Origin of the sequence: Nonomuraea marmarensis (assembly GCF_043197025.1) — a bacterium.
GTDB lineage: Bacteria > Actinomycetota > Actinomycetes > Streptosporangiales > Streptosporangiaceae > Nonomuraea > Nonomuraea marmarensis.
In genome coordinates this window covers 213,555-226,008 of sequence record NZ_JBICRM010000013.1, presented here as the reverse complement: position 1 = coordinate 226,008, position 12,454 = coordinate 213,555, and the positions used below count along the sequence as shown (strand labels likewise).

Genomic DNA, 12,454 nt, shown 5'->3' with positions numbered 1-12,454 from the left:
GGTGGATCGATCGGTTGTCGATCCACCCCTTGGCGTTTTTTGGGGTTGGCTTCTTTCCGGGCTGGGCGCCGTTGGAATCGCGCCGGACCTTGGGGTGCTGCTGTCCGATGGGCCTCGTGTGTTGGAATGAGATGCCCCTGGTGGGGTGATGGAGGAATGTGGGATGCCGGACTTTGTGGACCAGGTGGTCCTTCATATCAGTGCCGGTGACGGGGGGAACGGGTGTGCCTCCATCCACCGGGAGAAGTTCAAGCCGCTCGGCGGTCCCGACGGAGGGAACGGCGGGCGCGGGGGTGATGTCGTTCTTGAGGTCGATCCCAATACCCCCACTTTGCTCGACTATCACCGCCGGCCGCATCGGAACGCCGAGAACGGGAAACAGGGGCAGGGGTCCAACCGGGATGGGGCCAACGGGGGCGATGTGGTCCTGGCTGTGCCCAATGGGACCGTGGTGAAGGATGTTGCCACGGGTGAGGTGCTGGTCGATCTCGTGGGGGCCGGTACGCGGTACGTGATCGCCCAGGGCGGGCACGGCGGGCTGGGGAACGCCGCGCTGGCCAGCACCAAGCGGAAGGCGCCCGGGTTCGCGTTGCTGGGGGAGCCCGGGGATGCGCTGGACGTCATGCTGGAGCTCAAGAGCGTGGCCGATGTGGCGTTGGTCGGGTTTCCGAGTGCCGGCAAATCATCGCTGATCGCCGCTCTGAGCGCGGCCAAGCCGAAGATCGCCGATTATCCGTTCACCACCCTGATTCCCAATCTGGGGGTTGTGACCGCCGGGGACAACGTGTTCACCGTTGCCGATGTGCCGGGGCTCATTCCGGGGGCTTCGCAGGGGAAGGGGCTCGGGCACGAGTTCCTGCGGCACGTCGAGCGGTGTGACATGCTCGTGCACGTCATCGACTGCGCCACCATGGAGCCCGGACGGGATCCGATCACGGACTACGAGGTGATCGAGGCGGAGCTGAGGGCGTACGGGAAGCTCGAGGACCGGCCGCGGCTGGTCGTGCTGAACAAGGCCGACGTGCCCGACGCCCGCGAGCTGGCCGAGCTGGTCACGCCCGAGTTCGAGGCTCGGGGGTTGCGGGTGTTCACGATTTCCGCCGCCACCCGTGACGGACTGCGGGAGCTCACCTTCGCCATGGGTGAGTGGGTCGCGGTGGCCAGGGCCAACAAGCCGGTCGAGGAGCCCACGCGGCTGGTGATCAGGCCCAAGCAGCTCGGGGAGGCCGGGTTCCGGGTGCGGCGGGTCACTGAGAGCCTGTTTCAGATCACCGGTGAGAAGCCCGAGCGGTGGATCAGGCAGACGGACTTCAGCAACGACGAGGCCGTGGGTTATCTCGCCGACCGGCTCGAACGGCTCGGTGTCGAGGGGGAGCTGGCCAAGGCCGGCGCCACCGCCGGTGCCGAGGTGGTCATCGGGCCCATGGAGGGCGGATACGTCTTCGACTGGCAGCCCACGCTCAGCGCCGAGTCCGTACGGCAGGGTCCGAGGGGGTCCGACAGCCGCCTCGGGTAGCTCCCAGCCCCTGGTTGGTCAGGGGCGTAGGGTTGCGTCGGCGCCCCCGTCGGCGTAGAGGATCTGGCCGGTCATGAACGAGTTGTCCGCGCCGACCATCCGCGCCGGCAGCGATGCGATCGGGGCCACCGGGCCCGGGAAGCCCAGCGGCTGCGGCATCGTCGCGCTGCGCCGCGCGACTCGCCCGTGGAGGTCACGGCCGCCATGCGCCGGGCCGTGGCGAGCATCACCCTCTCCCGGAACGGATAGGCTTCCAGACGTGCGGGAACAGCTCAGCTCAGCGTCGAGGGTCGTCGTCAAGGTCGGCTCCTCCTCGCTCACGACCCCCCAAGGCATGATCGACGTCGATCGGGTGGACGCCCTGGTGGATGTGCTGGCGGCGCGGCGCCGTACCGGGACGCAGATCGTCCTGGTCTCCTCGGGCGCGATCGCGGCGGGCCTCGGCCCGCTCGGGTTGTCCGCGCGACCGCGCGACCTGGCCACCCAGCAGGCGGCGGCGTCCGTCGGTCAGGGTGTGCTGGTCGCCCGCTACACCTCCTCCTTCGCCCGGTACGGCCTGCGCGTCGGCCAGGTGCTGCTGACCGCCGACGACATGATGCGGCGTGCCCACCACGCCAACGCAGAGCGCACCCTGGCCAGGCTGCTCGACCTGGGCATCGTGCCCATCGTCAACGAAAACGACACCGTGGCCACCGACGAGATCCGCTTCGGCGACAACGACCGGCTGGCGGCGCTGGTGTCGCACCTGATCAGGGCCGACGCCCTGGTGCTGCTGTCGGACGTGGACGCGCTCTACGACGGCCCGCCGAGCCGCAGCGGCTCGCGGCGGCTGGCGGAGATCCGCGGGCCCGAGGACCTGGTCGGCGTGGAGCTGGGCAAGAACGGCGCGGCGGTCGGCACCGGCGGCATGGTGACCAAGGTGCAGGCCGCCAGGATCGCGACCGGGGCCGGGGTGCCCGTCGTGCTCACCGCGGCCGCTCACGCGGCCCACGCGCTCAGCGGAGCCGACGTGGGTACCTACTTCCACCCCGGCGGCCGCCATCCCGGCACGCGCCTGCTGTGGCTCGCGCACGCCACCACCGGGCGCGGCCGCCTCCACCTGGACCAGGGCGCGGTCGAGGCCATCGTGACGCGGCGCAAGTCGCTGCTGCCGGCCGGGGTGACCTCCGTGGAGGGCGAGTTCGCGGCGGGCGATCCCGTGGACCTGTGCGAGCCGCAGGGGCTCGTGGTGGCCCGCGGCCTGGTGAACTTCGACGCCACCGAGATCCCCGGCCTGCTCGGCCGCTCCACCAGGGAGCTGGCGAGCGCCTTGGGTCCGGAATATGAACGCGAGCTGATCCACCGTGACGACATCGTCATACTGGAGGCCGGGCTTCTGGGAACGGCAGGGAGCGGAGTGAAGCGATGAGTACAGAGTTCCTGAAGATCGCCCGTGCGGCGCGAGAGGCCGCCGCCGAGCTGGCCCCGCTGCCGCGGGCGCCGAAGGATCAGGCACTGCGCGCCGTCGCCGACGCCCTGGTCGCGCGTGCGGCGGAGATCGTCGAGGCCAACGCCAAGGACGTCGAGCAGGCCAGGGCGCAGGGCACCTCCGAGACGATGATCGACCGGCTGCGGCTCGACGAGGCCAGAATCCGGGCCATCGCCGAGGCCGTGCGCGACGTGGCCGATCTGCCCGACCCGGTCGGTGAGGTCGTACGCGGGAGCACCCTGCCCAACGGGCTGGAGCTGCGCCAGCTCAGGGTGCCGCTGGGCGTGATCGGCATCATCTACGAGGGCCGTCCCAACGTCACCGTCGACGCCGCCGCCCTGTGCCTCAAGAGCGGCAACGCGGTGCTGCTGCGGGGCTCGTCCAGCGCCTACTCCTCCAACACCGCCCTGGTGCGGGTCATGCAGGACGCGCTCGAAGGCACCGAGGTCCCGGCCGGCGCCGTGCAGCTCGTGCCCGGGCAGACGCGCGACTCGGTCAAGGAGCTCATGCGCGCCCGCGGCCTGGTCGACGTGCTGATCCCGCGCGGCGGCGCATCGCTGATCAACTCGGTGGTCGAGGAGTCGTCGGTGCCGGTGATCGAGACCGGCGTCGGCAACTGCCACGTCTACGTCGATGCCGAGGCCGACGTGGAGCTGGCCGTGCAGATCCTGGTCAACGCCAAGGCGCAGCGGCCGTCGGTGTGCAACTCCGCCGAGACGTTCCTCGTACACGAGGACATCGCGGACGCGTTCGTGCCGGTGGCGCTGCGCGCGCTGGCCGAGGCGGGTGTGACCGTGCACGGCGATGCGGCGATCGCCCGCTACGGCGAGGTCGTGCCCGTCACCGAAGACGACTTCTACACCGAATACCTCTCGCTCGACATCGCCGCCGCCGTCGTCGGCTCGCTGGAGGAGGCGGTGGCGCACATCAGGAAGTACGGCTCCGCGCACACCGAGGCCATCGTCACCAGGTCGCAGCGGGCCGCCCGCAGGTTCGTGTCGCTGGTCGACTCGGCGGCGGTGGCGGTGAACGCCTCGACGAGGTTCACCGACGGAGGCGAGTTCGGGTTCGGGGCGGAGATCGGCATCTCCACGCAGAAGCTGCACGCGCGCGGGCCGATGGGGCTGCCCGAGCTCACCTCGACCAAGTGGGTCTTTACCGGTGAAGGGCATTTGCGCACGTCAGAGGGCACGGTGGTGGCCGGTTAGTCGGCGTGTCGGCCTGACCGGGGCCGCACCCCGTGGGTTGACTGGGAGGCATGGAAATTGTCGTCGCCCTCGTCTTTTCCGCCGTGGTGTTGTTCGGCGCCGACCGGCTGCTGCTCTGGCTGGAGCGCCGGGGCCACGTCAACTGGCGCAGGAAGGGCCGCAGGCAACTGTCCGAGGAGCCCACGACCGAGCTCGACAGCATGCTCTCCGACCACACACGCCGATAAACCTTCGGCGTGCCTCAAGCGTCGACTCGCGTCCCGGCGCTAGGGTTGTGTCCCTTATGGGCGCGCCCGGCGGGGAGGGACGGTGAGCAAGCTCGGCAAGGTCGGGCCGTACACCCTGGTCGAGCGGCTCGGCCGAGGCGGTATGGGTGAGGTCTACCTCGCCGCCACTCGCCGTGGTGAGCATGTCGCGCTCAAGGTCCTGCACGACCTGGCCGAGGACGAGACCTCCCGCATCAGGCTCGAGCGCGAGGTCCGCGCGCTGCGCAGGGTCGAGAGCCCGTACGTCGCCAAGGTGCTCGACGCCGACCTGAACTGCGCCCGCCCCTACCTGGTCATGGAGCACATCGAGGGCGCCACGCTGCTCGACCGTGTCCGCCAGAGCGGTCCCCTCGACGTGTCCCAGCTCGTGGACCTGGCCCAGGGCATCGCCACCGCCCTGGCGATCATCCACGCGGCCGGGGTCGTGCACCGCGACCTCAAACCGGGCAACATCATCATGGGCGCGGATGGCCCGGTGCTGATCGACTTCGGCATCGCGCAGGTGCTCGACGCGACCCGGCTCACCATGACGGGCACGTTCCTCGGCACGCCCGGCTACACGGCGCCGGAGATCTTCGCCGACGAACACGTCGACTCGTCCGCCGACGTGCACGCCTGGGCGGCCACGGTGGCGTTCGCGGCGACCGGGCGGCCGACGTTCGGGCGGGGGACAGCCGAGGCGCAGATGTACGCGGTGCTGAACGGGCAGGCGGACCTCAAGGGCGTGCCGGTGCAGTTGTTGCCGCTGGTTCGGGCCGCACTCAACCGGGAGCCGGGCAAGCGGCCCACCGCGGCGTTGCTGGCCGATCGGCTGTCCCGGCTGGCCAGGGCGGCCACCAGTGCCCCCGAGCCCGAGCCGGCCGCTGGGCGTTCCGCCGCCGCGGTGGAGGAGGGCAAGGGTACGGCGGTGCGCAGCCGTACCGCCGAGGAGGCCGCCAGGAGCCGGTCGAACACCCCGAATCCGGAAGGGAAGGCGCCCGCGCGAAGCCGGGCGAACGTCGCCAATCCGGACGGTAAGGTGCCTGCGCCGCGTTCTCGGACGAACGCGGAGGGTAAGGCCGCCGCGCGCGGGAAGGTGCCCGCGCCGCGTTCGCGGATGAATGCGGAGGGAAAGAGCACCGCGCCGCGCCAGCGTACGGCGGCGGCCGTCAGGAGCAGGGCGGCGGCCAAGCCGCAGGACAGAAGGAAGGCCGGGTTCAGAGCCGAGTCGTCCACCACGCTGCCGGCGGGCAACGGCGCCCTGCTGCTGCTCGCCGTGCTGGCCGTGCCGTGCGTGGTGACCTCGGTGATCTGGCCGATCGCCTCCATCGCCATCACGACGGTGTTCGTGGTGCTGACCAGGACGCTCTGGATGAGCCACTGGCTGGTCAGGAAACGCAGCGCGCGGCGTACGCGGGTGACGCTACGCGTGTTGCTCTTTCCGCTCGCCCTCACCGGGGCGGCGGCGACCGCCGTCGTGTGGCCGGGCGTGCCCGTCGCGGTGGCGTCGGGCGGAGCGCTCTGGGTGGCCGGTGGCGGTCAGATCGACTCCGACTGGTGGCAGCAGCCGGCGCCCGTGACCGTGGCGGGCGTGGTGTTCGGGATGTTGTGCGGCGGCATCACCGGGCGCGAGATCGAGCGGATCGGCCATCGGCTGCCGGACCTGCGCCGGGAAGGATTGCGCGCACTGGCCGTGCTGGGCGGGTTCGTCGCCCTGTGCGCGGCCGCCGTGCGCGCCATCGCTCTTCTGATCTGATCCGCTGCCCGTCTCCGCAGCGGACCAACGCGGCTGATCAAGCGGATCGGTCGCGTATAAGCTGGTCCGGCTAGCCCTGGCCGCCGTCGCGGCGGGAGAAGCGGTTGAAGATGCGCTCGCCCGCGTTGACCGCGCCCTCGGCCACGTCGCGCAGCACGCCGATGAACGGGTCCTGCGACTGCGACCAGGACGCGCGGTAGGACTCGGCCGCCGCCTTGATCTCGTCGGTCACTCGTGCGTTGGAGTCATCCTCCCTGCGGGGGTAGTCCCCGCCGAGGATCCGCTCGTATTCGCCGCTGCGCTGCCACTTGTCCAGCTCTGCCACCCGCACCACCGCGAACGGGTGGGTGGTGCCGAGCAGGTTGAGCACCTTGAGGAAGCCGTCGCGAAGGTCGCCGGCGGTGTCGTATTCCTGGTATTGCTCCAGGAACGCCTCGATGTTCATCTCGTGGGTGTAGTCGCCGCCGGCCAGCTTCATCAGCGCGCGCTTGGCCGCCTCAGGGTCCTGGCCGGTGAGCAGGCCGCCGCGGTCGGAGGACAGCTCGGACTTGCGGTACCACTCCTCCAGGCCCGCGACGATCGCGCGCAGGCCGATGTAGCCGAGCGGGATCCAGGCGACGCGGGTGGCGAGGCGGGTGAGGATGTCGAGCATCGTCCGGTAGACCGCGTGCCCCGACAGGATGTGCGAGGTCTCGTGGCCGATGACGAAGCGCTGCTCCTCCTCGTTCATGAGGTTGAGCAGGCCGGTGGTCACGACGATGAACGGGTCGTCGAAGCCGATGGCCTTGGCCTGGACCTGCGAATCCTGCTGGATGTAGATCTCGGGGATCCGGTGCAGGTCAAGGGTGTAGGCGGCGTCGCGGCCCATGTCGTAGATGGAGCGGAACTGGGTCTCGCTCACGCGCACGGCCGACGCCAGGTACATCAGGCGCAGTCGGCGCTCGCTGATGAGGCCGGACATCTGCTTGAGAACCGTGTCGAACCCACTCAACTTGCGCAGAGCGACCAGGGCGGACCGGTCTGCGGGGTGTTCGTAGGCTCGGGACGAGATGCCGGGCAGTTGGACGCGGTTGCGGTCCGGGGTGGTCGTCATGCCCGGCATGCTACGTCCGCAACGGAAGTGATGCGCGGTCATCACCAAGGGGGGTCCCATCATGTTGTGGTACGCCGTCCGCGTAAGGTCCGTTTCATGATGAACGCGCCTGGTATGCAGGGGAAGCGCAGAGTGGGAGTGATGGGTGGGACGTTTGATCCCATCCACCACGGTCACCTCGTCGCCGCCAGCGAGGTGGCTCACCATTTCGATCTGGACGAGGTCGTCTTCGTGCCGACCGGACGGCCGTACCAGAAGTCGGGGCGCGAGGTCTCCGCGGCCGAGGACCGTTATCTGATGACGGTCATCGCGACCGCGTCGAATCCCCGTTTCTCCGTCAGCAGGGTGGACGTGGATCGGCCGGGGCCGACGTTCACGATCGATACTTTGCGGGATATTTCGGAAATTTACGGTCCTGAGGTTGAGCTGTACTTCATCACCGGGGCCGACGCGCTCGGCGCCATTCTCGGCTGGCAGGACGCGGACGAGCTGTTCGAGCTGGCCCATTTCGTCGGCTGCACGCGACCTGGGCACACGTTGCACGACCCCGGGCTGCCGGAGGGCAGGGTGACGTTGCTGGAAATTCCCGCGCTGGCCATTTCGTCGTCGGAGTGCCGGCAGCGCGTGGCCAAGGGGGAGCCGATCTGGTACCTGGTGCCGGACGGGATCGTCCAGTACATCAACAAGCGGGGGCTTTATCACGGCGAAGGATGATGGTTGTCGTGCCGGAGGTGCGCGGTAGATGTCGTGCCGGAGGCGCGCGTTAGATGTCGTGCCGTGCGTGAGGGGTTTCGGGCTGGAAGGGTACCCTCAACATATGGGCATGCTGCCGACACAGGAGGACAGACCCGCATCGTGACCGCATCCGACAGATCCGTCCAGCTCGTGCGCATTGCCGCGGAGGCCGCGGCCGACAAGCTGGCCGATGACATCCTCGCCTATGACGTGAGCGACCAGCTCGTCATCACCGACGCCTTCCTGCTCTGCTCCGCAACCAACGACCGCCAGGTACGCGCCATCGTCGACGAGATCGAAGACCGGCTGCGCACCGAGGCCGACGCCAAGCCCGTGCGCCGCGAGGGCGAACGCGAGGGCCGCTGGGTGCTGCTCGACTACATCGACATCGTCGTGCACGTGCAGCACGAGGAAGACCGCACGTTCTACGCGCTCGAGCGCCTGTGGAAGGACTGCCCGGCCATCTCACTGCCGGAGAGCGTCATGCAGGCCAATCTCCAGCGGGCGCGCGCGTGAGCGAACCGACTCCCGATATTCCGGCTGGTTCCGAGCGTGCCAGCGAGGAAACTGCATGAGCAAGAGGATCGTCTGCCTTCGTCATGGGCAGACCCTTTGGAACGTCGAGCAGCGGTTCCAGGGGCACTCCGACATCGCCCTCGACGAGACCGGAGTGGCGCAGGCCGCCAGGGCCGCGTCACTGCTGGCTTCGCTGCGACCCACCCTGATCGTCTCGTCCGACCTCCAGCGCGCCAACGACACCGCGCTGGCGCTCGCTCGCGTGGTCGGGCTCGACGTGGCGGTCGACAAGGACCTCCGCGAGCGCGGCGGCGGGCAGTGGGAGGGGCTGACGCGGGAGGAGATCGCCGCGCGCTGGCCCGAGGAATACGCCGCCTGGGAAGCCCCCGACGGCGAGCCGGTCGGCGACGTGGCCGTCAGGGTGGCGGCCGCCATGCGCCGGTGGGCGGCCCGGCTCGAGGACGACGGGCTGCTGGTCGTGGCCTCGCACGGGGCCGCGCTGCGGCTCGGGATCTGCGAGCTGCTCGGGCTGCCCGAGCCGTTGTGGCCGGCGTTGGGCGGGCTGGGCAACTGCTCCTGGTCCGTGTTGCAGGAAGGGCGTCGAGGGTGGCGGCTGCTGGAGCACAACGCCGGGACCCTGCCGGAGCCCGTCCACAGTGACGACAAACCCGACAACGAGATTTAGACAGCGCGTACGGCTCGGGGGCCGTACGTCGCGATTAGGCGAATAGGCGCGGATGGCTATATGCTCTCGGAGCGCCGCAACGGGTGGACTCGGAGCGGTGACCAGGGGCTATAGCGCAGTTGGTAGCGCGCCTCCATGGCATGGAGGAGGTCTGGGGTTCGAATCCCCATAGCTCCACTGGCATTCCGTCTTCGATCATGCGGAACAGATCGTCGAAGGGCGGTAGGTAGGCGACATCGCTGACCGGCCGCCCTTGATCTCTATGGGATGCCGAGATGGCGATTCCCCCGGATTACCGCCACGGGCCTAACAGGACCCTCTCGTACCGGGGAGCGGTGAGGGGGAGTTTGGTGAGCGAGCCGGTTCTGATATCCGCGGCGTAGTAGCCGTTGTCGGTCCTGGCCAGGAGATGATCGGCATCGAGCCATTGCTTGGTTGCCGGGATCGGGAAGTTTCGCACCGCCTCACCGGTCGCGAAGTCGATGAGCGTGAAGCCTCGAACCGCGATGAACTTGCCGTCAGGCGAGAGCGAAGGCCCGTCGTTGCGGTTGAGATACTCGAAGACGCGCGGTTTCTTGCCTGGAGAGACCCAGCGCAGGTCACTGTCGCCCTCGCAGTGTCGTGTCCCGAGTACTCCGGAAGAGGTCACGCCGTAGAGGCGGCAGACGTTCTTGATGATCCTGGTTTCGCCGGTGGCAAAGTTGGTGATCGTGGTTTCCGCGACCGCCTCTGGCGAGGTGGCGAAGAGCGTGCCGTCGCCCGAGACGGCCAGGTGCGGCTCATCCTCGCGGACCCGGCCTGCCGGTTTCGCGTTGAGCTGCCGGATCTGGCCGGTACGCACATCGAGCGCGACGTAGTGGTCAGAGGCGTCGTCGACGTAGGCGATGCGGTGGCCGTCGCGGCTCACGCCCACGATCTTCTTGACATTCTAGATCGCCATGTCCTGGCCGGATGCGAGACGGGCGATACCTGATTCGCTGATCCAGCGGACGGGGGACTGAGTGGGCGCGAACGGGCGCGGCCCCTCGGGAGCGGGGGAGGAGCAAGCCGTCAGCAGGAGTGCCGCCAGGGCGAGTGGGACCTTCATACCGCTCCGATCGTGATGTCGTCCCCGGCTACCTCCGGAGCGTACGGCACCGGCCGGGTCGCACCGCTGAGCACGTTCATGAGGTAGACGGCGGCTGAACGGTACCCAGGCGCGTACAGCAGCACCTCGCCAGGCCCCGTCCACCGGTAGATGCGCCTGAGCTCTGCGGTCGGTGGCAACTGCGCGTCGACCTTGCGCAGCACCCCGCCGTTCTGGCCCAGGACCAGGACACGCCCGCCGGAGGCTACGGCGATCTCCTTGCCGTCCGGCGATACGGCCGGCCGCCGGTCGGATTCCAGTTCCGCGGCCTGTGCCTTGGCGATCACTGAGCCGTCCAACGCCACGATCTTGACCCCGTTGTAGGAGTGGCTCATCACCAGATGGCCGCCCGCCCATCCCAGGAGAGACTCGTCGTCCTCGATGCGTATGACGGTGCCCGACCGCGTGTCGGTGACGACCACTTCCTCTGTTTGTTCCATGGCCAGATAGCGGCTGTCGGGAGAGAAGGACAGGCGGACCTCGTAGAAGGCGGTCGGAACGGGAAGGATCGCACCGGTCGTGACGTCGTGGATCACCACCTGCATCCGGGCGAAGCTGTAGTAGGCGAGTTTGCGGCCATCCGGGCTCACCTGCACGTCGGTTTCCGGCAGCGCGTCCGGTAGCCGCCAGCGCCATCCCGACGTGTCGACCACGAGCCATCCTTCGGACGGACCTGCTGAGGCGAACGGCTCGATCCGATCGGGAAACAGCTCCTCCACCCCTGCCACCTATTTCCGGATGTTTCGCCGCTTCCTGTCTCCGCTGCGCGTCTGGGATGCGCCCGCCTGGGGTCGGGGATTGTCCCGGCGGCAGCGGGCAGTGCTGGTGGCGACGCTGCATGAGGGATGGGACGAGCAGGACACGGCCGAGTTGTGCGGGTTGAGCCAGGCCCAGGTCCGAGCGCTTGCCGTACCGGAGCAGGAAAGGGCGGCACTCGCCGCCCGGCTTCGGGAGGCAGCCACGACACCGGGACCGGCGCCGACGCGTTTCCCGAAACTCGTCGCCTGCCTCTGCCTGCTCGGCGTGGCCGGCTCGGCTGCCGTGGTCCCGCTCACAGCTCGAAAGCCACCGCTGCTGCCGGTTCTGCCTGCTGCGGCAGCCGAGCCCATCCGGTACGGCATGCGTGTGCGGCCGCTGCCCTTGGCGAGTCTCGCCGCCGATTGACCGGCGAGCAGGGAAGCGGCCCGTGCCTGCCGTTCAGCCCAGCCAGTCATTACCCGCTCCGGGCCACGCGATGTAAGGGATCCATTCGTCTGGCAACGCCGGGTCGGGGCGCGTGTCGCCCGTCCTCACGTCAACGAGCTGGTACGGCGATGTCTCGACGATGACCTCGTGATCGTTGAACCAGGCGATGATGTTGGGATTCTCTCTCCTGATCAATTTGATCTTCGTACCGGACGTGGCTTCGCTGATGAGGACTCCGTCGATGTCGTATGAGGCCACAAGCCGAAGATCGGGCGAAACCAGCCCGCCGGTCAGTTTGCCGACGAACGCGCCCGTACCATCGCGCCGAACGGTCAGGAGCCGGGCTTCCTCCCCATGGCGTGCGCAGCCGGGCACACCCCAAACGACGGTGTCGGACAGTCCGTACACCTTGCAGATATCGGTGATCGTGCGCCGCTCGCCGGTCCGGAGGTTCGCGATCAGCGTGCGATCCCGATAGGAGACCGTGACGTCCCGGCCGTCGAAGGAGGTGTGCAGGCTGGTGATCCGGCCCGCGTCGGCGAGGTCGTGCACCGTTTCGTCCCGCAGGTCGCGTGCCCGAACACGGCCGTCCTGAACGTAGACGATCGTGTGACCGTCGCCGCTGACGATGAGGGGGTCGTCTGCCTGGATCTCGTCGAGCATGAGCGTCTGTCCGGATCGCAGGCGAAGCGCCCAACCCTGGTCGTCGATGGGATCCCCGTACAGGATCGGCTCAGTCGTGAGGGCCTGCGGCCACAGGATGTAGACGCCGTAGCCGACGATGAGCAGGAAGGCCGCGGCGAGGCGGCCGGTTCGGTCGCGACGCGCGCGGCATGCTAATCGGGTCCAGATGCCAGGCATAGGGCTGATCGTAGGGAAGGAGATACCGTGGTGGAAGCCAGGGCCTGCAGAAGGGTGTCC

Annotated in this window: 13 protein-coding genes and 1 tRNA gene; 10 read left to right on the top strand and 4 right to left on the bottom strand. The window is 68.8% G+C overall.

Translation table 11 applies throughout. The features are described from left to right. Positions 1 to 163: 163 nt before the first annotated feature. The 5 genes from obgE to ACFLIM_RS23095 all read left to right on the top strand — a co-directional run bounded on the left by obgE (position 164) and on the right by ACFLIM_RS23095 (position 6,193). A complete protein-coding gene (gene obgE / locus ACFLIM_RS23115; RefSeq protein ID WP_393168621.1) occupies positions 164 to 1,516 on the top strand; it encodes a GTPase ObgE in 1,353 nt (450 codons plus the stop codon). 259 nt (positions 1,517 to 1,775) lie between these two features. Next, positions 1,776 to 2,924 (top strand): glutamate 5-kinase, encoded by a 1,149-nt coding sequence (proB, locus tag ACFLIM_RS23110; protein ID WP_393168619.1) that lies wholly within the window; start codon positions 1,776 to 1,778, stop codon positions 2,922 to 2,924. Continuing rightward, positions 2,921 to 4,192, top strand: coding sequence for a glutamate-5-semialdehyde dehydrogenase (locus ACFLIM_RS23105; RefSeq protein WP_393168617.1), 1,272 nt, complete (start codon positions 2,921 to 2,923; stop codon positions 4,190 to 4,192). Before proB ends, ACFLIM_RS23105 begins: the two co-directional genes overlap by 4 nt. Positions 4,193 to 4,242: 50 nt before the next feature. Then, positions 4,243 to 4,419, top strand: a complete 177-nt coding sequence (locus tag ACFLIM_RS23100) for a hypothetical protein (RefSeq protein WP_393168614.1) — start codon at positions 4,243 to 4,245, stop codon at positions 4,417 to 4,419. A gap of 82 nt (positions 4,420 to 4,501) precedes the next feature. Continuing rightward, complete coding sequence (locus ACFLIM_RS23095) at positions 4,502 to 6,193, top strand: serine/threonine-protein kinase (RefSeq protein WP_393168612.1); 1,692 nt, start codon at positions 4,502 to 4,504, stop codon at positions 6,191 to 6,193. A gap of 70 nt (positions 6,194 to 6,263) precedes the next feature. On the opposite strand, the gene ACFLIM_RS23090 is transcribed toward ACFLIM_RS23095, so the two are convergent. Continuing rightward, entirely contained in the window at positions 6,264 to 7,295 is a 1,032-nt protein-coding gene (locus ACFLIM_RS23090; protein WP_393168610.1) for a M48 family metallopeptidase, read from the bottom strand. An 87-nt stretch (positions 7,296 to 7,382) separates the two neighbouring features. Between ACFLIM_RS23090 and nadD the strand changes: the two genes are divergently transcribed. The 4 genes from nadD to ACFLIM_RS23070 all read left to right on the top strand — a co-directional run bounded on the left by nadD (position 7,383) and on the right by ACFLIM_RS23070 (position 9,399). Beyond that, positions 7,383 to 8,000, top strand: coding sequence for a nicotinate-nucleotide adenylyltransferase (gene nadD / locus ACFLIM_RS23085; protein ID WP_393168608.1), 618 nt, complete (start codon positions 7,383 to 7,385; stop codon positions 7,998 to 8,000). A 141-nt stretch (positions 8,001 to 8,141) separates the two neighbouring features. After that, positions 8,142 to 8,537: a ribosome silencing factor gene (gene rsfS / locus ACFLIM_RS23080; protein ID WP_393168606.1), complete on the top strand. Its 396-nt coding sequence runs from the start codon at positions 8,142 to 8,144 to the stop codon at positions 8,535 to 8,537. 55 nt (positions 8,538 to 8,592) lie between these two features. Then, positions 8,593 to 9,222 (top strand): histidine phosphatase family protein, encoded by a 630-nt coding sequence (locus ACFLIM_RS23075; RefSeq protein WP_393168604.1) that lies wholly within the window; start codon positions 8,593 to 8,595, stop codon positions 9,220 to 9,222. 104 nt (positions 9,223 to 9,326) lie between these two features. Continuing rightward, positions 9,327 to 9,399: transfer RNA gene (locus tag ACFLIM_RS23070), tRNA-Ala, on the top strand. Positions 9,400 to 9,514: 115 nt separating this feature from the next. Here the strand turns inward: ACFLIM_RS23070 and ACFLIM_RS23065 are convergent. Beyond that, positions 9,515 to 10,129, bottom strand: a complete 615-nt coding sequence (locus ACFLIM_RS23065; RefSeq protein ID WP_393168602.1) for a hypothetical protein — start codon at positions 10,127 to 10,129, stop codon at positions 9,515 to 9,517. A gap of 176 nt (positions 10,130 to 10,305) precedes the next feature. Beyond that, entirely contained in the window at positions 10,306 to 11,001 is a 696-nt protein-coding gene (locus ACFLIM_RS23060) for a hypothetical protein (protein ID WP_393168600.1), read from the bottom strand. Between ACFLIM_RS23060 and ACFLIM_RS23055 the strand changes: the two genes are divergently transcribed. Then, positions 10,991 to 11,512 carry a hypothetical protein gene (locus ACFLIM_RS23055; protein ID WP_393168598.1) on the top strand — a complete coding sequence of 174 codons (522 nt, stop codon included), beginning with the start codon at positions 10,991 to 10,993 and terminating at the stop codon, positions 11,510 to 11,512. The two genes, ACFLIM_RS23060 and ACFLIM_RS23055, sit on opposite strands and share 11 nt — an antisense overlap. Before the next feature lie 33 nt (positions 11,513 to 11,545). Here ACFLIM_RS23055 and ACFLIM_RS23050 read toward each other — a convergent pair whose 3' ends face one another. Continuing rightward, entirely contained in the window at positions 11,546 to 12,394 is an 849-nt protein-coding gene (locus ACFLIM_RS23050) for a hypothetical protein (RefSeq protein ID WP_393168596.1), read from the bottom strand. Positions 12,395 to 12,454: the final 60 nt, after the last annotated feature.

Coding starts and splice junctions, on each gene's coding strand:
- obgE (WP_393168621.1), top strand. CDS start 164: ATGCCGGACTTTGTGGACCAGGTGGTCCTTCATATCAGTGCCGGTGAC.
- ACFLIM_RS23090 (WP_393168610.1), bottom strand. CDS start 7,295: ATGCCGGGCATGACGACCACCCCGGACCGCAACCGCGTCCAACTGCCC.
- ACFLIM_RS23075 (WP_393168604.1), top strand. CDS start 8,593: ATGAGCAAGAGGATCGTCTGCCTTCGTCATGGGCAGACCCTTTGGAAC.
- nadD (WP_393168608.1), top strand. CDS start 7,383: ATGATGAACGCGCCTGGTATGCAGGGGAAGCGCAGAGTGGGAGTGATG.
- ACFLIM_RS23105 (WP_393168617.1), top strand. CDS start 2,921: ATGAGTACAGAGTTCCTGAAGATCGCCCGTGCGGCGCGAGAGGCCGCC.
- ACFLIM_RS23100 (WP_393168614.1), top strand. CDS start 4,243: ATGGAAATTGTCGTCGCCCTCGTCTTTTCCGCCGTGGTGTTGTTCGGC.
- ACFLIM_RS23050 (WP_393168596.1), bottom strand. CDS start 12,394: ATGCCTGGCATCTGGACCCGATTAGCATGCCGCGCGCGTCGCGACCGA.